The sequence below is a fragment of the Aquirufa sp. Wall-65K1 genome, from assembly GCF_054558475.1.
Window position 1 is genome coordinate 1 of the sequence record NZ_JBPXKD010000007.1, and the last position, 14,791, is coordinate 14,791.

At 36.0% G+C, this 14,791-nt stretch carries 13 protein-coding genes and 1 rRNA gene; 11 read left to right on the forward strand and 3 right to left on the reverse strand.

The annotated features are described in order from the left end of the window. From rrf to ACST15_RS10635, 8 genes are all read left to right on the forward strand, one after another. A 5S ribosomal RNA gene (gene rrf, locus ACST15_RS10600) occupies positions 1–84 on the forward strand; the annotation flags it as partial. A 980-nt stretch (positions 85–1,064) separates the two neighbouring features. After that, positions 1,065–2,357, forward strand: a complete 1,293-nt coding sequence (locus tag ACST15_RS10605; RefSeq protein ID WP_459454630.1) for a DNA recombination protein RmuC — start codon at positions 1,065–1,067, stop codon at positions 2,355–2,357. A gap of 511 nt (positions 2,358–2,868) precedes the next feature. Then, complete coding sequence (locus ACST15_RS10610) at positions 2,869–4,494, forward strand: ATP-dependent nuclease (protein ID WP_459454631.1); 1,626 nt, start codon at positions 2,869–2,871, stop codon at positions 4,492–4,494. A gap of 183 nt (positions 4,495–4,677) precedes the next feature. Next, a complete protein-coding gene (locus ACST15_RS10615; protein WP_459454632.1) occupies positions 4,678–4,983 on the forward strand; it encodes a hypothetical protein in 306 nt (101 codons plus the stop codon). 178 nt (positions 4,984–5,161) lie between these two features. Continuing rightward, positions 5,162–6,589 (forward strand): AAA family ATPase, encoded by a 1,428-nt coding sequence (locus tag ACST15_RS10620; RefSeq protein ID WP_459454633.1) that lies wholly within the window; start codon positions 5,162–5,164, stop codon positions 6,587–6,589. After that, positions 6,570–7,238 carry an HNH endonuclease gene (locus ACST15_RS10625; RefSeq protein ID WP_459454634.1) on the forward strand — a complete coding sequence of 223 codons (669 nt, stop codon included), beginning with the start codon at positions 6,570–6,572 and terminating at the stop codon, positions 7,236–7,238. The genes ACST15_RS10620 and ACST15_RS10625 overlap by 20 nt, the downstream gene beginning before the upstream one ends. Positions 7,239–7,404: 166 nt before the next feature. Next, complete coding sequence (locus ACST15_RS10630; protein ID WP_459454635.1) at positions 7,405–8,433, forward strand: HNH endonuclease domain-containing protein; 1,029 nt, start codon at positions 7,405–7,407, stop codon at positions 8,431–8,433. Beyond that, positions 8,433–8,798 carry an HIT family protein gene (locus tag ACST15_RS10635; RefSeq protein WP_459454636.1) on the forward strand — a complete coding sequence of 122 codons (366 nt, stop codon included), beginning with the start codon at positions 8,433–8,435 and terminating at the stop codon, positions 8,796–8,798. The genes ACST15_RS10630 and ACST15_RS10635 overlap by 1 nt, the downstream gene beginning before the upstream one ends. Before the next feature lie 41 nt (positions 8,799–8,839). Here the strand turns inward: ACST15_RS10635 and ACST15_RS10640 are convergent, their stop codons facing one another. After that, on the reverse strand, positions 8,840–9,043 hold the full coding sequence (locus ACST15_RS10640) for a PhnA domain-containing protein (RefSeq protein ID WP_459454637.1): 204 nt from the start codon (positions 9,041–9,043) through the stop codon (positions 8,840–8,842). 87 nt (positions 9,044–9,130) lie between these two features. On the opposite strand from ACST15_RS10640, the gene ACST15_RS10645 reads away from it, so the two are divergent. Both ACST15_RS10645 and ACST15_RS10650 read left to right on the forward strand, forming a co-directional pair. Then, positions 9,131–9,496, forward strand: coding sequence for a type II toxin-antitoxin system RelE/ParE family toxin (locus tag ACST15_RS10645; RefSeq protein ID WP_459454638.1), 366 nt, complete (start codon positions 9,131–9,133; stop codon positions 9,494–9,496). Then, positions 9,493–9,834, forward strand: coding sequence for a helix-turn-helix domain-containing protein (locus tag ACST15_RS10650; protein WP_459454639.1), 342 nt, complete (start codon positions 9,493–9,495; stop codon positions 9,832–9,834). Before ACST15_RS10645 ends, ACST15_RS10650 begins: the two co-directional genes overlap by 4 nt. A 1-nt stretch (position 9,835) precedes the next feature. Here ACST15_RS10650 and ACST15_RS10655 read toward each other — a convergent pair whose 3' ends face one another. Further along, positions 9,836–10,045 carry a zinc ribbon domain-containing protein YjdM gene (locus tag ACST15_RS10655; protein ID WP_109322565.1) on the reverse strand — a complete coding sequence of 70 codons (210 nt, stop codon included), beginning with the start codon at positions 10,043–10,045 and terminating at the stop codon, positions 9,836–9,838. Between the two features lie 12 nt (positions 10,046–10,057). Beyond that, positions 10,058–11,911 carry a YgiQ family radical SAM protein gene (locus ACST15_RS10660; protein WP_459454640.1) on the reverse strand — a complete coding sequence of 618 codons (1,854 nt, stop codon included), beginning with the start codon at positions 11,909–11,911 and terminating at the stop codon, positions 10,058–10,060. Between the two features lie 1,819 nt (positions 11,912–13,730). Here ACST15_RS10660 and ACST15_RS10665 point away from each other — a divergent pair. Continuing rightward, positions 13,731–14,720, forward strand: coding sequence for a glycosyltransferase family 2 protein (locus tag ACST15_RS10665; protein WP_459454641.1), 990 nt, complete (start codon positions 13,731–13,733; stop codon positions 14,718–14,720). Positions 14,721–14,791 lie beyond the last annotated feature (71 nt).

Genomic DNA, 14,791 nt, shown 5'->3' on the forward strand with positions numbered 1-14,791 from the left:
TCTTCCCATCTCGAACAGAGAAGTTAAGCCCCGCACCGCTGATGATACTGGGATCAAACCCGGGAAAGTAAGTAAGCTCCAAGTTATTATTATCAAGCCCGCTAGGTTCTAGTGGGCTTTTTTTATGCCAGATAGGAATGGAGAAAAATAGTGATTAGTGCTTAGGGATTAGTGTTTAGATGTTGTGCTGTTCGATAGGTTCCGCAGGGGTCAGAACGAACAGCTCATTCAATTTAAATTGCAATGCTTGGCTTCGAGAACCTCATCCAACTCATACAACTGGTGTAAATTGAAGTTTTGTGTCTTATCACAGAAATTAACAGTTGACTGAGGCTCTCGAAGCCAATATCATATGTTGTTCTACGAAGGGTTATTTTGAACATTCAGTCTAAATCATTAAAAATACTTTCTGAATGACCTTTACTTAGTTTATGATTCTTTTGGTATTTCTTTTTTTTCGAAAAAAAAGAAACAAAAAAACGGTTATTGTCGTCCAGCAAAGGCGAATTCTGCTCCGCAGAACCGGGATTCACTTCGCTATCGCCTATACTTTTGACGCCGACGCGGCATGGCCCTTGCGCATTGTCAAAACCTCGTCTACCGCTGCGTTCATTCCCTTTCGCTGGAGCTGAACGACGAGAGCTGCCATTTATTTGAAATTACTTGGATAAATAGAACATATTAATTATCAGATTCTTAGCACTAACTACTAAACACTAATCCCTTTATTTTAAGTTGAACGGTTAATCCCAACGAAAGATGGGAACGAAGCATGAGCGAAGCGGCAGGCGCATTTTTGACCCTTGCGAAGGCTTAGCCAAGCGTCAAAAATTAAAGCCGTATGCGGAGTGAGCATCGGTTCCGCAAAGCGGAATTCGTCTTAGGATTAACCGTATTTTAAACTAAGTTTTTTTGTTTCTTTTTTTCTCCAAAAAAAGAAATACCTTGACATTAGATATAAAGAAGCGTTTAATTTAAACCTTCAAAATCAGTATCCATATAAAATAGATCTGAATTGTCCACCTAATAACTAAACACTTATAACTAACAACTATCTTTGCCCCATGACTATCCTCTACATCTTTCTCGGCATATTGGCAGGAGCCGGTATCACCTACCTCCTACTACAAGGTAAAATCAATCTATTGGCCAGCCAATTGGCCCAATTCGCTCAAGATCAAGTGAAATGGCAAAGCAATGAAACCGAAGCCAAAAAGAAAATCCAAGAACTGGAACAAGAAAACCGAAGCCTTTTTGGGCAAGTCTCTTTATTGGAAGGACAAACCAAAAGTATGAAAGAGGCGCTCGACAGCCAGAAGGCAGACGAAGAAAAGATGCGGAAAATGCTAGTGGATATCAGCAATGAATCTGTGCTGAGACAAGGTAAAGTATTGAGCGAGCAGCAACAAGTGAAATTGAATGATGTCTTGAATCCGCTCAAGGAGAAATTGAAGGAGTTTGAGGAGAAGGTAAACCTAGGCCAAAAGAGCAGTATTGAGCAAAATAGCGCCTTGATGGAGCAAATCAAAAACCTGACCAGCCTCAACCAAACCGTGACTCAAAAAACCGAGGATTTGACGAATGCACTAAAAGGCTCCAATAAAACCCAAGGAAATTGGGGTGAAATGATCCTAGAACGAGTTTTGGAAAGCTCAGGTTTGAAAAAAGGCTCCGAATATGAAACCCAATTTGTCACCCGAAACCAAGTCAATGAAAGCATCAAACCTGATGCGGTGATTTTCTTGCCTGACAGTAAAAATCTGATCATTGATAGCAAAGTATCCCTCGTGGCCTATGAACGCTACACCAGCGCTGAGGAAGGCAGTGTGGAGAAGGACATTGCCCTAAAGGCCCATATTGAATCCTTGAAAAACCACATCAAGGAATTATCTGCCAAGGATTACCATACGGGTCTGAACTTGAACAGCCCGGATTTTGTGCTCTTATTTATCCCAATTGAATCTGGATTTGTGGCGACCATTTCTCAGGACACGACATTATTTAATTTTGCCTGGGAAAGAAAGATTGTCTTGGTCTCCCCTTCTACCCTCTTAGCCACGCTACGGACCATTGCCTCGGTTTGGAAAACGGAATACCAAACCAGAAATGCCATTGAAATAGCCCGACAAGCCGGAGATTTGTACGATAAGTTTGTCAGCTTTACCCAAGACATGGAAGATGTAGGCAAGCACATTAAAAAGGCAGAAGATGTCCACGCCAATGCCGTCAATAAACTAAGTACAGGAAAAGGCAACTTGGTAACTAGAGCCCAAAACCTAAAGAAATTGGGGGTAAAATCTACCAAGAAACTAAACCAAGAACTTATACAAGACGAGCAGGAAGAAGAGGAAGAATAAACCCTCTCCAATTTTTTATCACTAATACATAAACCCTAATATCTTAACTACCTCCACCTCTCCTACATATGGCGAACAAATTCCTATGCTCTTGCATTTTTCTGTATACTTACTTGTAAAGAGAATTCCACTACGTATATACTGGGAACGTTGAGAGAATTTTGTAATGCAAATCTGATTTTATATCATACAAGGTATTTATTAATGTATTAAACGGTATGTGCTGAAATTTCAATGTTCATTTTCGATTTAGAATTTCAACTTTTGCTTACAAGAAAATTGAGGCATTGGATAATTAGTATATAAAAAGAGTAGGGATTGTTCTTACATTAGAAAATATTTTCCCCGTAGGAATTCAATTTATACTATCGCAATTTATTAATTAGCTATTTGCAATACTAAAGATTTTCGTCACTCACAGGCTGTTTAAAGTTTATGCAGGTAATTTTAATTGAGTTGCATTAATTTAAGATTTAGTCGATACAATTATAAACACAAAAATTTACAGATAATGTACATTTCAAAATTTTCAGCTTTTAATTATCGTAGTTTAAAGCATGTTACGGTCAGGCTGGAAAATGGCAAAAACGTTATTGTAGGTAAAAACAATTCAGGCAAATCAAATATCATTAAAGGACTTGAAGTTCTTGTGGGTGAAAAATTCCCAACATATCAAAATATAACTGACAACGACTTTTACACATATGAAGAAGTTGATAATGAAACAGGAGAATGTAAAGAAGTCATTGCCGAAAATCTATACTTAGATGCAGAATTAGCAGGGAGAGATTTTGATGAAGAACTGATTAAAACCATAAAAAAGAAGACTGCATTTTCAAAAATTACTTCATGGAATGCTTTATACCCAAAAGCAGAAAATGGCGAATTTGCCATCAACTTTGACTTTTTTCAAAGCCTTGATGAAATTGAGCAAAGGGCAGAAATTGAAGTTCTAGGGCAAAATAAAGGTGGATACGATATTAAAAACACATGGAAATCGCCTGATGAAGTTTTAGTGTTTTTGAAATCTGCAAAAATCATCAAACTATTCTTTAGTAAATCAAGAATAGACGATGAAAAATCGGGTTTTGGGATAATTTGCATGGATTCAGAAAACGGAATCTGGGTTTCAAATTTTTTATCAAAAAAACTCAGAGATTCATTAATAACAACAACAGTAATAAGTGCATTACGCAGTCAAAAAGAGGATTTACGTCTGGTACATTATACTTGGTTTGGAAAGCTAATAATGGGACTTTGGGAAAATCATAAAACCAATCTGCATCCCAAATCAGGCAAAACATATGAAGATTTAATCAAAGAAAAGTCAATTGAAATAAAACATTTTGTTGATGCAGTATTCGATAAGGATACGACAGATATAAGAAAACTTTTAGAGGGTGCAATCGCACACAAAACGGTATCTTTTAAATTTATTAATGACACCAAGAATGAACTTTACAAGAATGTTCAGTTATTCGTAAATGACGGTATTGATAGGCCATTGCATGAAAAAGGTACAGGAATTCAAAGTGCAATTATTATTTCTTTATTTTCATTGTATTGTAACAACTTTCACAACAACAGTTCATTACTAATTGCAGAAGAACCCGAATTGTTTCTTCATCCTCAGGCAAGAAGAGTAATATCTGCTGAACTTGATAAATTTTTAGTAAGTTCAGAAGAACAGCCAAGACAACTAATTATAAGTACTCATTCAACTGAATACCTGAAAAATGTTGAACCATTTAATATAATTAGAGTCTATAAGGATTCAGAACACAACTGTTCTATTGCTAGGCAGCTAGACCCAGATATATCACAACAAATTACCACAGAATTAAAAAGGTTTCTTTGGTCAAATAACACGGAACTCTTTTTTGCTGATAAAGTTGTTTTAGTTGAAGGAGGTGAGGTTTACCTGATTCCTTCAATAGTTGATAAAATAAAAAATTACAAACAATTACTCGACTATCAAAATATAACTGTTTCGCGAGTCAATGGAAAAGGGAATTTTCTCATCTATGTAAAAATGCTTCAATGTTTTGATATTGAATATTTAATTTTAGGGGATTTAGACTGTTTTAAAGATGAAGTTCCTAAACTGATTAAATATTTAAAACTTAATGAAATTTAAGAAAAGGCAAATAAAATAAAAGCTGCAATTTCAGCTTTACCAATTAATTATGAAGCAATAGAAGAAAGAGTAAAAGGTGTTGATAAAAATCATGATGCACAAACTTTACAAAGTCTTTTTGAAAAATTTTCAAATGGTGAATTAGAAAAGGATAATCAAGATTTGCTCTCAATATTGCATTTTATGCAATTGCGTTATACAAAAGGCAATAAAGAGACTGCAATTATTGAATCAATTGGATCAGACGATTATAATTATGTACTTACTACTCTTAGAGAAAATAACATCTTTATTTGGTCAAAAGGAGACCTTGAAACTTATTATTCGCTAAGGTCAAAAGCTTTGTCAGGTAGTAAAGATATTAAAGCTCTTGAATTATCTTATTTATTACAATCAGAAACACAGGATATAAACGAACTATTTTTACATATGAACGAAATTAAATTACTGATTGAACTCATTCTTAAAAATCATAACATCGCCCAATAGGCTTTTATTAAAAATTTCGATTCAGTACTTCGAAGATACTCCCGTTGGCTATTAGGAATTGTTTATAAATGTTTGGTTCTCCAAATCAGCATTTTTAGTGAAAAGCCACCTTTACAAGGTGCTACAAATCGTTTAAATTAAGTGTAAATAATACTCAACCCAATAGAACATAATTAAAATGAAAGGAGTAAGAATTATAAACGTTTCTATTGACGGGCAACATTTCCCTGTAAGCCCTCCTATTGTGAAGAACTTAGAAAAGAATTTTTTCACTGTAATTATTGGTAACAATGCAGCAGGAAAAAGCAGATTTCTGGTTAATGTTTTAAATGCATTTAGGCAAGCAAGAAACCAAAGATTAAAATCTAAAGATTTAAAAATCAATGTAAACCTATTAATAAATGGTAAGCCGAAAACAATTGAAAACAAACAATTTTACACTAACATTGAAATAGAAAAAGAAATAAACCTACTTTCAATTTCAAATAGCCTATTTGACAAATTTCCACAACAAGCTAAGTCAGACAAAAACTATGCATATGTTGGTTCAAGAATGACAGGGATTAGCACTCATAAGAGAGCTATTGTAAATGATTTGATGGATATTTTTAGTACTAATCTCCAAGACAAATCATTTGTATTAAAGGCTAAACAACTTTTTGATTTTTTGAAAATAGACCCCGTAATAAAAATTTCACTAAAAAATTCATTTACATCAAGTCAAAGCAATTTTAATGGTAAAATATTTGACAATATTAATTCCATTGAAGGTCTAAAGAATCACCTATTAGACATTTCAAAACAAGGATTTTACAGACAGCAAGCTAATGTAATTGAAAGATTTGCAAACAATGATGAATTTATTTTTGGTTTTTATGAGTATTTGATAAATAACAAAATTGAAAATACAAATTCATCAAGCAAAAGAACTCGATACTTTGAGATTAATATATCGGACGAAACTAACAATTTAAAATTTGTAGAAGAGTATGCATATATTTCTCTATTAAGGCGATTAAATGTTTTAACATATGAATATATAAAACTTAGAAAAGGAAATTTAGATTACGATATTCTTGATTCAAGCACAGGAGAAATTGGTTTACTCATAACTTTTCTTAGAGCGATTCCTGAACTAAAATCCAATACTATCATATTTATTGATGAGCCTGAAATAAGTTTGCACCCTTCTTGGCAGATGAGATACATTGATTTATTAAAAAGCTTTCTAAAAGGCTTTACTGGATGCCACGTGTTAATTGCAACTCATTCTCATTTCTTGCTTTCTGACTTGAAAGAAACATTTGGTTCTGTGGTTGTTTTGAACAATAAAAATGGGAATTTCACTGCGGAACTAAAAGAATATACACCATTTGGATGGTCTCCTGAGGCAATACTTTACGATGTATTTGGTGTTGTAAATGTTAGAAATCATTACTTTGAATATGATTTGCGAAAATTGCTTTCAATGATTTCAACAAGATCAAAGGATTTTAAAAAAATAAATGACTATATAACTAAATTTAAACAATTCCAGTATATAAATGGCGACCCACTCCATCAAATAATTAAAGAAGCTGAAAAATATGTCGAGGAAAAAAAGTAAGTCATTTTTGTTTCAAAACTTGGTAGGAAAGTCTATAAAATTTTCAAAAGATGAACAAACTGTTATTGATGGACTTAAACCATTAAAAGGAGGAGAATGGAATGGAAAAATAAAAAGTAATTGTACCGTTAAGAGAATTGAAAGAGATACGGTTGTTAATTCAATTAAACCTAAACTTTTAAAAATTCAGGGCCGTTTTTGTATTTATTGTGGAATTCACGAAAAGTATTGTGGTCCTTTGGAAAGAGAACATATTGCGCCTAAAGGAAAGAAATCTTATCCCGAATTTATGTTTGAGCCACAAAATTTAGCATTAGCTTGTCATCATTGTAATGTAGACTTAAAAGGTGAACAAGATACAATATCTACTAAGTCCAATTCATATTCTAATTGTGAATTCAATATTGTCCATCCATATTTTGATCAAAGAGAAATGCATATTCTATTTGCAACTAAAAGTTGCAAAGTCTTATTGAAAGCCGCTCCCAAGTCAAAAAAAGGTAAATTTCATATCAAATTATTTGAACTTGATAGTGTTGCAAATACTGTAAAAAGATCAGGATTGTTTATGTATGAAAATTTTAAAATATCATCTAAATATGATAATCTGCTCATCCATACTCTAAATGAAAAGCATTTAAGAATTTAGGAAATCGAATCAAATTTAAACTGAATATAACATGTCTGTGGACAAGCAATTAGCTAAATGGCAAGTAAAGTGAGAAATTGACATTTCTCACTTGTATCATGTCTGGTTTTGATTTATCCTCTTTATTTATATTTGATTTTATATTAAAAACACCAAAGATTTTAACATGACCTCCGCATTCCAAATTAATGACCCCTCTATAGAATCCCAGTGGAGAGCCATTATTCTATTTGGAAAAAACTCAGCTACGTACAAATTCGCATTCGCAAAATCATTGATTGGTTTAATTGAAAAAGAAAAAACCAGTCTAAACTTAGAGGAATTATCCATACCATTTGCCAACTCCATTATTGAGCATCTAAGGAAAAACGATAAACAAGGGAGTGCTAATTCAAGTAAGTTTTTGGAAGCTTGCAGAAGTTTTATTCATGAGAAAATCTCCCAAGATGAACTTTATTATACCACGGAGAAATATGGCTTTGTAAACGTGATTGATGCGTTCCAAAATGTCAATGGAGGGGTGATTCCTGATTTATTTTATGAGAAAAACTTTGCCAATGGAAAGAAAGAAATCGTTTTAACCGATAACTTGTTAAAAATTAAAGAATTATTTCAATTCCAAAACTTCGAACAAGAAGTAGAGTCTCGTTGGAATTTGGTGGAAACGGCTTGGAATTTGCAAATCAATCCCAATTTATTGGAGGTTAGTTATGATGAGGATAAGTCCCTATTTTTCATTGAAAATAACTCCATGAGGAGAATTGACATTTCCTCTGTTCGGGATTCATTGAATGGTTATCAAAAAGGAAAATGCTTCTATTCCTACCAAGATATTTCTATCCATAAATTTGCCCCAAACATCTGTGAAGTAGACCATTTTTTACCTCACGTAAATAAATTAGACCATGCAAAAACAGGGGCTAATATTAATGGTGTTTGGAATTTAGTCTTAGCAGACAGCAAAATTAATTTGCACAAAAAGGCTAAAATTCCTGAGAAAAGATTTCTTCAACGATTATTCAACAGAAACGAGTTTTACATCGAAAGTAAACACCCTTTGGCAGAAACTATTATAAACCAGACAGGTTCAACCAAGGAAAGCAGGAGAAGATTTTTAGAATTTCAATATAACCTAGCCCTGACCAATTCTATTCAAATTTGGAAACCTGAAATAGAATTAAAAGGAACATTTTGATGAAAGATTTCAGCAATATTCAGCCAGACCGGCTTATTTACAAAAACAATTCATTTTTTGTCATAGAGGATGCGTTCCCCGTTTCTCAAGGTCATCTTTTGATTATAAGTAATCAAATCCGAAAAGATTATTTTGAACTTACTGAAAGTGAAAAAACTGAATTATGGTCAACCATTGACAAGGTGAAGGAATTAATCGAAATAAAGCATCAGCCAGATGGCTACAATATCGGAATGAATTGTGGAGAATCTGCTGGACAGACTGTTTTCCATTTTCATTGTCATGTCATTCCTAGATACAAAGGAGACATGGAAAACCCTAGAGGTGGGATAAGACACTGTATCAATGGGAAAGGATATTACTAAAAATCAAAGTTTACATCCCTCCCATTATTCATTTTGAAAAACTAGGCCTTCTTCAAAAACTCCGTCTTTAGTACCATCATCGTTTTCTCCACCTTGCCCTCTACTTCGCCTTCGAAATCGGTTAACCGGATATTGCGCACCATGGTGCCTCTTTTGATCACGCCAGAGGATCCACGTACCTTCAAATCTTTGATGATGGTTACTGAATCTCCAGCAGTAAATAAATTTTCATAATCTTCATTCAAATCAATATCAGTTTGCTTATAAATTTCACAACCCAATTATTTGTTTCCTAATAAAGAAACTTTCATATTTGTTGAAACGTTTCTCTGATGCAGTCCCCAAAATTTAATGTTGAGTTTTTAGAAGAAGCGGCCGAGTTCCTTGAAAGCCTTGACGAGAAGGTCAGAGATAAAATCATTTACAACATCACTAAAGCAAGATCTTCTAGCGATAAAGAGCTTTTCAAAAAATTGACTGACGAAATTTGGGAGTTTAGAACGCTTTATAACAAGACTTACTACCGACTTTTTGCATTTTGGGATAAATCAGAAAAAAACAATACTGTTGTCGTTTCAACTCATGGATTAATCAAGAAAACAGGCAAAACGCCTCAAAGTGATTTGGACAAAGCAGAGAAATTAAGAACTCGATATTTTGAGCTAAAGAACCCGAAAAATAAAACAACCAAAGAATGAAAACTTATAGCCTAGAACACATAACCGAAAAACATATTGGCAAAAAGGGTACACCCAAAAGAGATGCTTTTGAACAAGAATTGCGTCTTGATTTATTGGGAGAAGCCATTCGAGAAGCTAGATTACAACGCAATTGGACACAAGAAGAACTGGGACGATTAGTAGGTGTAAAAAAAGCTCAAATTTCTAAATTAGAAAACAGCCTGACCGATGCAAGATTTGAAACGATCCTCAAGGTATTTAAGGCACTCAACGCTAAAGTAAATTTCAACGTTGAGTTGCTTGGTTCGAAACCGCAGCCTAAAAAACCGTCTAAACAAGTAAGCGTAACTAGGTAAACTACGCCTTCTTCAAAAACTCCGTCTTTAGCACCATCATCGTTTTCTCAACCTTGCCTTCTACTTCGCCTTCGAAATCGGTTAAGCGGATATTGCGCACCATGGTGCCTCTTTTGATCACGCCAGAGGATCCACGTACTTTTAAGTCTTTAATGACTGTCACTGAATCGCCATCGTTTAATAAATTGCCGTTGCTGTCTTTAACTTCCATTGATATAATTGATTAATATTTTTGGTTTCTATTTCTAAAGCCTAACAAGCGCTGGGCTAAGTCGGGCCGCTGTAATTTGGTCAATCGGTTCCTGATCCAATCCTTGAACTCGGCTTTGTACCAAAAGAAATACTTATTCTGGTTTTGCTTTTCTTCCTTGGTTTTGGCCGTGTAAATCGGTTGTAAAGTATAAGGATGCACGCCTGTGTAATAAATCACCTCGGCTACCGTCATGGGGGTTGGGGTGAAATCCTGCACCTGCTCCAAATGAAAGCCTAAATCCTTGGTCTCCGCCGCTAAATTGGCCATATCCACTTCCTCACAACCTGGGTGGGAAGAGATAAAATAAGGAATCAAGGGCTGCTTTAAACCATGCTTGGCCGAAATGGCATCGTACTTCTCTTTGAACTTTCTGAAATACTTAAACGATGGCTTACGCATCACACGTAAGGTCGCATCAGAAGTATGTTCAGGTGCAACCTTCAATCGGCCCGACACATGGCGCGTAATCAATTGCTCCATGTATTCATCGTGGTTCATGTCGGAATTGTTCTTGTTGAAATCATCCACCAATAAATCGTACCGAACTCCTGAACCCACAAAAGCTTTTTTGATGCCCGGATGGGCGTCTACTTTCTTATAAATCTCCGTTAATGGCTTATGAGAGGTGTCCAAATTGGAACAAATCACCGGGTGAATGCAACTAGGACTGGAGCAACGAGCACAAATGGACTCGTCTTTGCCTTTCATGCGGTACATGTTCGCCGAAGGACCGCCCAAATCGGAAATATATCCCTTAAAATCAGGGGATTTCGTGATTTGATCCACCTCTTTCATGATGGATTTCTCACTTCGAGAAGCAATGAATTTGCCCTGATGCGCCGAAATGGTACAAAAACTACATCCCCCAAAGCAACCTCGGTGCATGTTGACCGAGAATTTAATCATCTCAAAAGCAGGAATAGGCCCTCTTTTGCGATATTTGGGATGTGGTAAACGGGTATAAGGTAAATCAAATGAGCGATCCATCTCCACCTCATCCATGGTTTTGAAGGGCGGGTTGATGACCAAGGTTTGATCCGCTACTTGTTGGGTTATCCGATTAGCCTGCCATTTATTGGACTCCACCTCCACAATCTTGAAATTGGCAGCGTATTTGATTTTGTCAACCAAGCATTCCTCATGGCTACTCAGTTCCACCGTTTCCCAAGACTCCACCACGGGTAAAGCTTGTTCTTTTGGCTGCAAAAAGGCCACTTGGTTAATGTTCGTCAATTCCTTCAATGGAATCCCACTTTTCACGCCCCGAATAATCTCACGCAAAGGTTGCTCCCCCATGCCATAAACCAGCATGTCGGCCTGGGAATCCACTAAAATGGAAGGAAATAATTTATCTGCCCAATAATCATAATGCGTCACACGGCGCAAAGAAGCTTCAATCCCACCGATAAGCACCGGAACATCGGGATAAATCTCTTTGAGGATTTTGGAATAAACCGTGGTAGCATAATCGGGTCTAAAACCAGCTTCACCACCCGGGGTATAGGAATCGTTTGAACGCAAACGACGGTTAGCCGTGTAGTGATTCACCATGGAATCCATACAGCCGGCAGTCACGCCAAAAAAGTATTTGGGCTTACCTAATTTCTTGAAATCCCGTAAATCATCTTGCCAGTTGGGTTGGGCTACGATACCTACTTTAAGGCCTTCACTTTCCATGATGCGACCAATCACTGCTGTACCAAAAGAAGGATGGTCGACATAGGCGTCACCAGATATCAAAATAACATCTAGCTCGTCCCAGCCTCGTTTTTCTACTTCCTTTTTTGTTAAGGGTAACCAGTCGGTGATCGGTCTTTCTTCCATTTAACAAAATTAGTCGAATTTGGGTGTTTTACCTAGTGGGGGGAATGGAGAATGGAGAATGAAGAATGAAGAATGGAGGGAATAGTTGTTAGGGATTAGGGTTTAGGGTTTAGGGTTTAGGGTTTAGAGGTTAGGGATTAGTTGTGCGCTGTTCGAAATGTTCCGATGTGTCAATTCAAATAGTAATCGTTGGCTTCGAGAACCTCAGCCAACTTATCCACTTGTTTTAATATGAGTACTTGTGTCTTAGCCCAGAAATTAACAGTTGGCTGAGGCTCTCGAAGCCAATTGCAAATTTACAAAATGCTATTTAACAGCTAAACACTAATCCCTTAACACTAATCCCTATTTTTATTCATTCAAAGGTTAATCCCAACGAAAGATGGGAACGAAGCATGAGCGAAGCGGCAGGCGCATTTTTGACTCTTGCGTAGGACATGGCTAAGCGTCAAAAATTAAAGCCGTATGCGGAGTGAGCATCGGTTCCGCTTAGCGGAATTCGTCTTAGGATTAACCGCTTTGTTTCAAGTTTTTTTGTTTCTTTTTTTATCCAAAAAAAGAAATACCTAGAAATTCAATGATTAATTATTAGTGTTTAGTGATTAATGATCGTGCTTTTTATCAGACACCTTTAGAACATATCGAATAATTTTATTAAAACCATAAAAATGGTATGGAATTACAAATTCCAATGATCTATTATTCGACGTTGTTAGGGATTATGGATTAGAGGTTAGGGATTAGTTGTGCGCTGTTCGAAATGTTCCGATGTGTCAATTCAAATAGTAATCGTTGGCTTCGAGAACCTCAGCCAACTTATCCACTTGTTTTAATATGAGTACTTGTGTCTTAGCCCAGAAATTAACAGTTGGCTGAGGCTCTCGAAGCCAATTGCAAATTTACAAAATGCTATTTAACAGCTAAACACTAATCCCTTAACACTAATCCCTATTTTTATTCATTCAAAGGTTAATCCCAACGAAAGATGGGAACGAAGCATGAGCGAAGCGGCAGGCGCATTTTTGACTCTTGCGTAGGACATGGCTAAGCGTCAAAAATTAAAGCCGTATGCGGAGTGAGCATCGGTTCCGCTTAGCGGAATTCGTCTTAGGATTAACCGCTTTGTTTCAAGTTTTTTTGTTTCTTTTTTTATCCAAAAAAAGAAATACCTAGAAATTCAATGATTAATTATTAGTGTTTAGTGATTAATGATCGTGCTTTTTATCAGACACCTTTAGAACATATCGAATAATTTTATTAAAACCATAAAAATGGTATGGAATTACAAATTCCAATGATCTATTATTCGACGTTGTTAGGGATTATGGATTAGAGGTTAGGGATTAGTTGTGCGTTGTTCGAAATGTTCCGATGTGTCAATTCAAATAGTAATCGTTGGCTTCGAGAACCTCAGCCAACTTATCCACTTGTTTTAATATGAGTACTTGCGTCTTAGCCCAGAAATTAACAATTTGCTGAGGCTCTCGAAGCCAATTGCTAATTTACAAAATGTTATTTAACAGCTAAACACTAATCCCTTAGCACTAATCCCTATTTTTATCCAAAAAAAGAAATGCCTTGAGAATAGCTACAACGTATAATTTTATTAAAACCATAAAAATGGTATGGAATCACAAATTCCAATGATCTATCATTCGACATGACCCTGCGGAACATGTCGAACAGCGCGTTCATCCTTCATTCTACATCCTTCATTCTACATTCTTCATTCTACATTCTACATTCTACATTCTTCATTCTACATTCTTCATTTCTATCCCATTTCATTTCCCCACATTTTAGGTTATTTTTGTAACTTATGCAGCTTTCCATCATTTTTGTAAATTACCAAAGCGAAGAACTATTACTGAATTGCTTTCAGAGCATTTACCAGTATACTACAGGCGTCGACTTTGAGTGCATTGTGGCGGACAACAAGTATCAAGCTGGAGCCAATGAGGCTATTCTAGAGGCTTTTCCTCAGACAAAATGGATTGACTTAGGCTATAATGCCGGTTTTTCCAAAGCCAACAATGCGGGTCTAGCTGTGGCCCAGGGAACTCATGTATTGTTCATGAATGCGGATACCTTGGTGAGCGATAATGCCATTGGTAAGGCTTATGAATACCTAACTCAAAAGCCAGAAATTGCTGCCGTGGGTGCCATTCAAGTAGATGCAAAAGGTGAACCTATCCCCTATTATCGGACGCTGAACGACATCAGGATTGATTTGTATATTTTGCCCAATATTCCTGCTTGGAAACGATTCGTGTATGATTGTTTCCCAAAATACGTACCGGAGCAAAGCTATGAAACCAATAATTTGGTCGGTTTTTTCTTGATGACAAGTAAGACCGTTATCCAACAAGTGGGGGCCTGGGACGAGGATTTTTTCATGTATGCCGAGGATGCCGAATGGAGTACTCGTTTGATTAAAGCCGGTAAATTGGCCTATTTTGAAGACATACGCGTAATACATTTATTGGGTGATAATCCATTTCGCAGAGCTAAGACCTCTTGGGTCAATCGTTTTTCCGTGCAAATCCAAGTATCGAATTTACTTTGGATACGAAAAAGTTATGGGGTGGCTGCCTATTTAATTATTCTGTTGAATTATGCCCTATTGGTACCTTTATTTTGGACTTGGAAAATCATGTTAAACCTGATCAAAATGAGGCCTTTGACCCATAATACCGAAAATCAGGTATTATTTACGCAGAAAACGAGGATGCTCTTTCGTTATTTTTGGCAAACAATTTTTCTGCAGAAGAAATCCTACCAGATTAAAGCCGAAGAAAATATACAATAATTGCCATGGCTGATAAATATCATATATAAATCATGTCATCAATCTAAGGATTATGTAGTAAATTCGTTTTT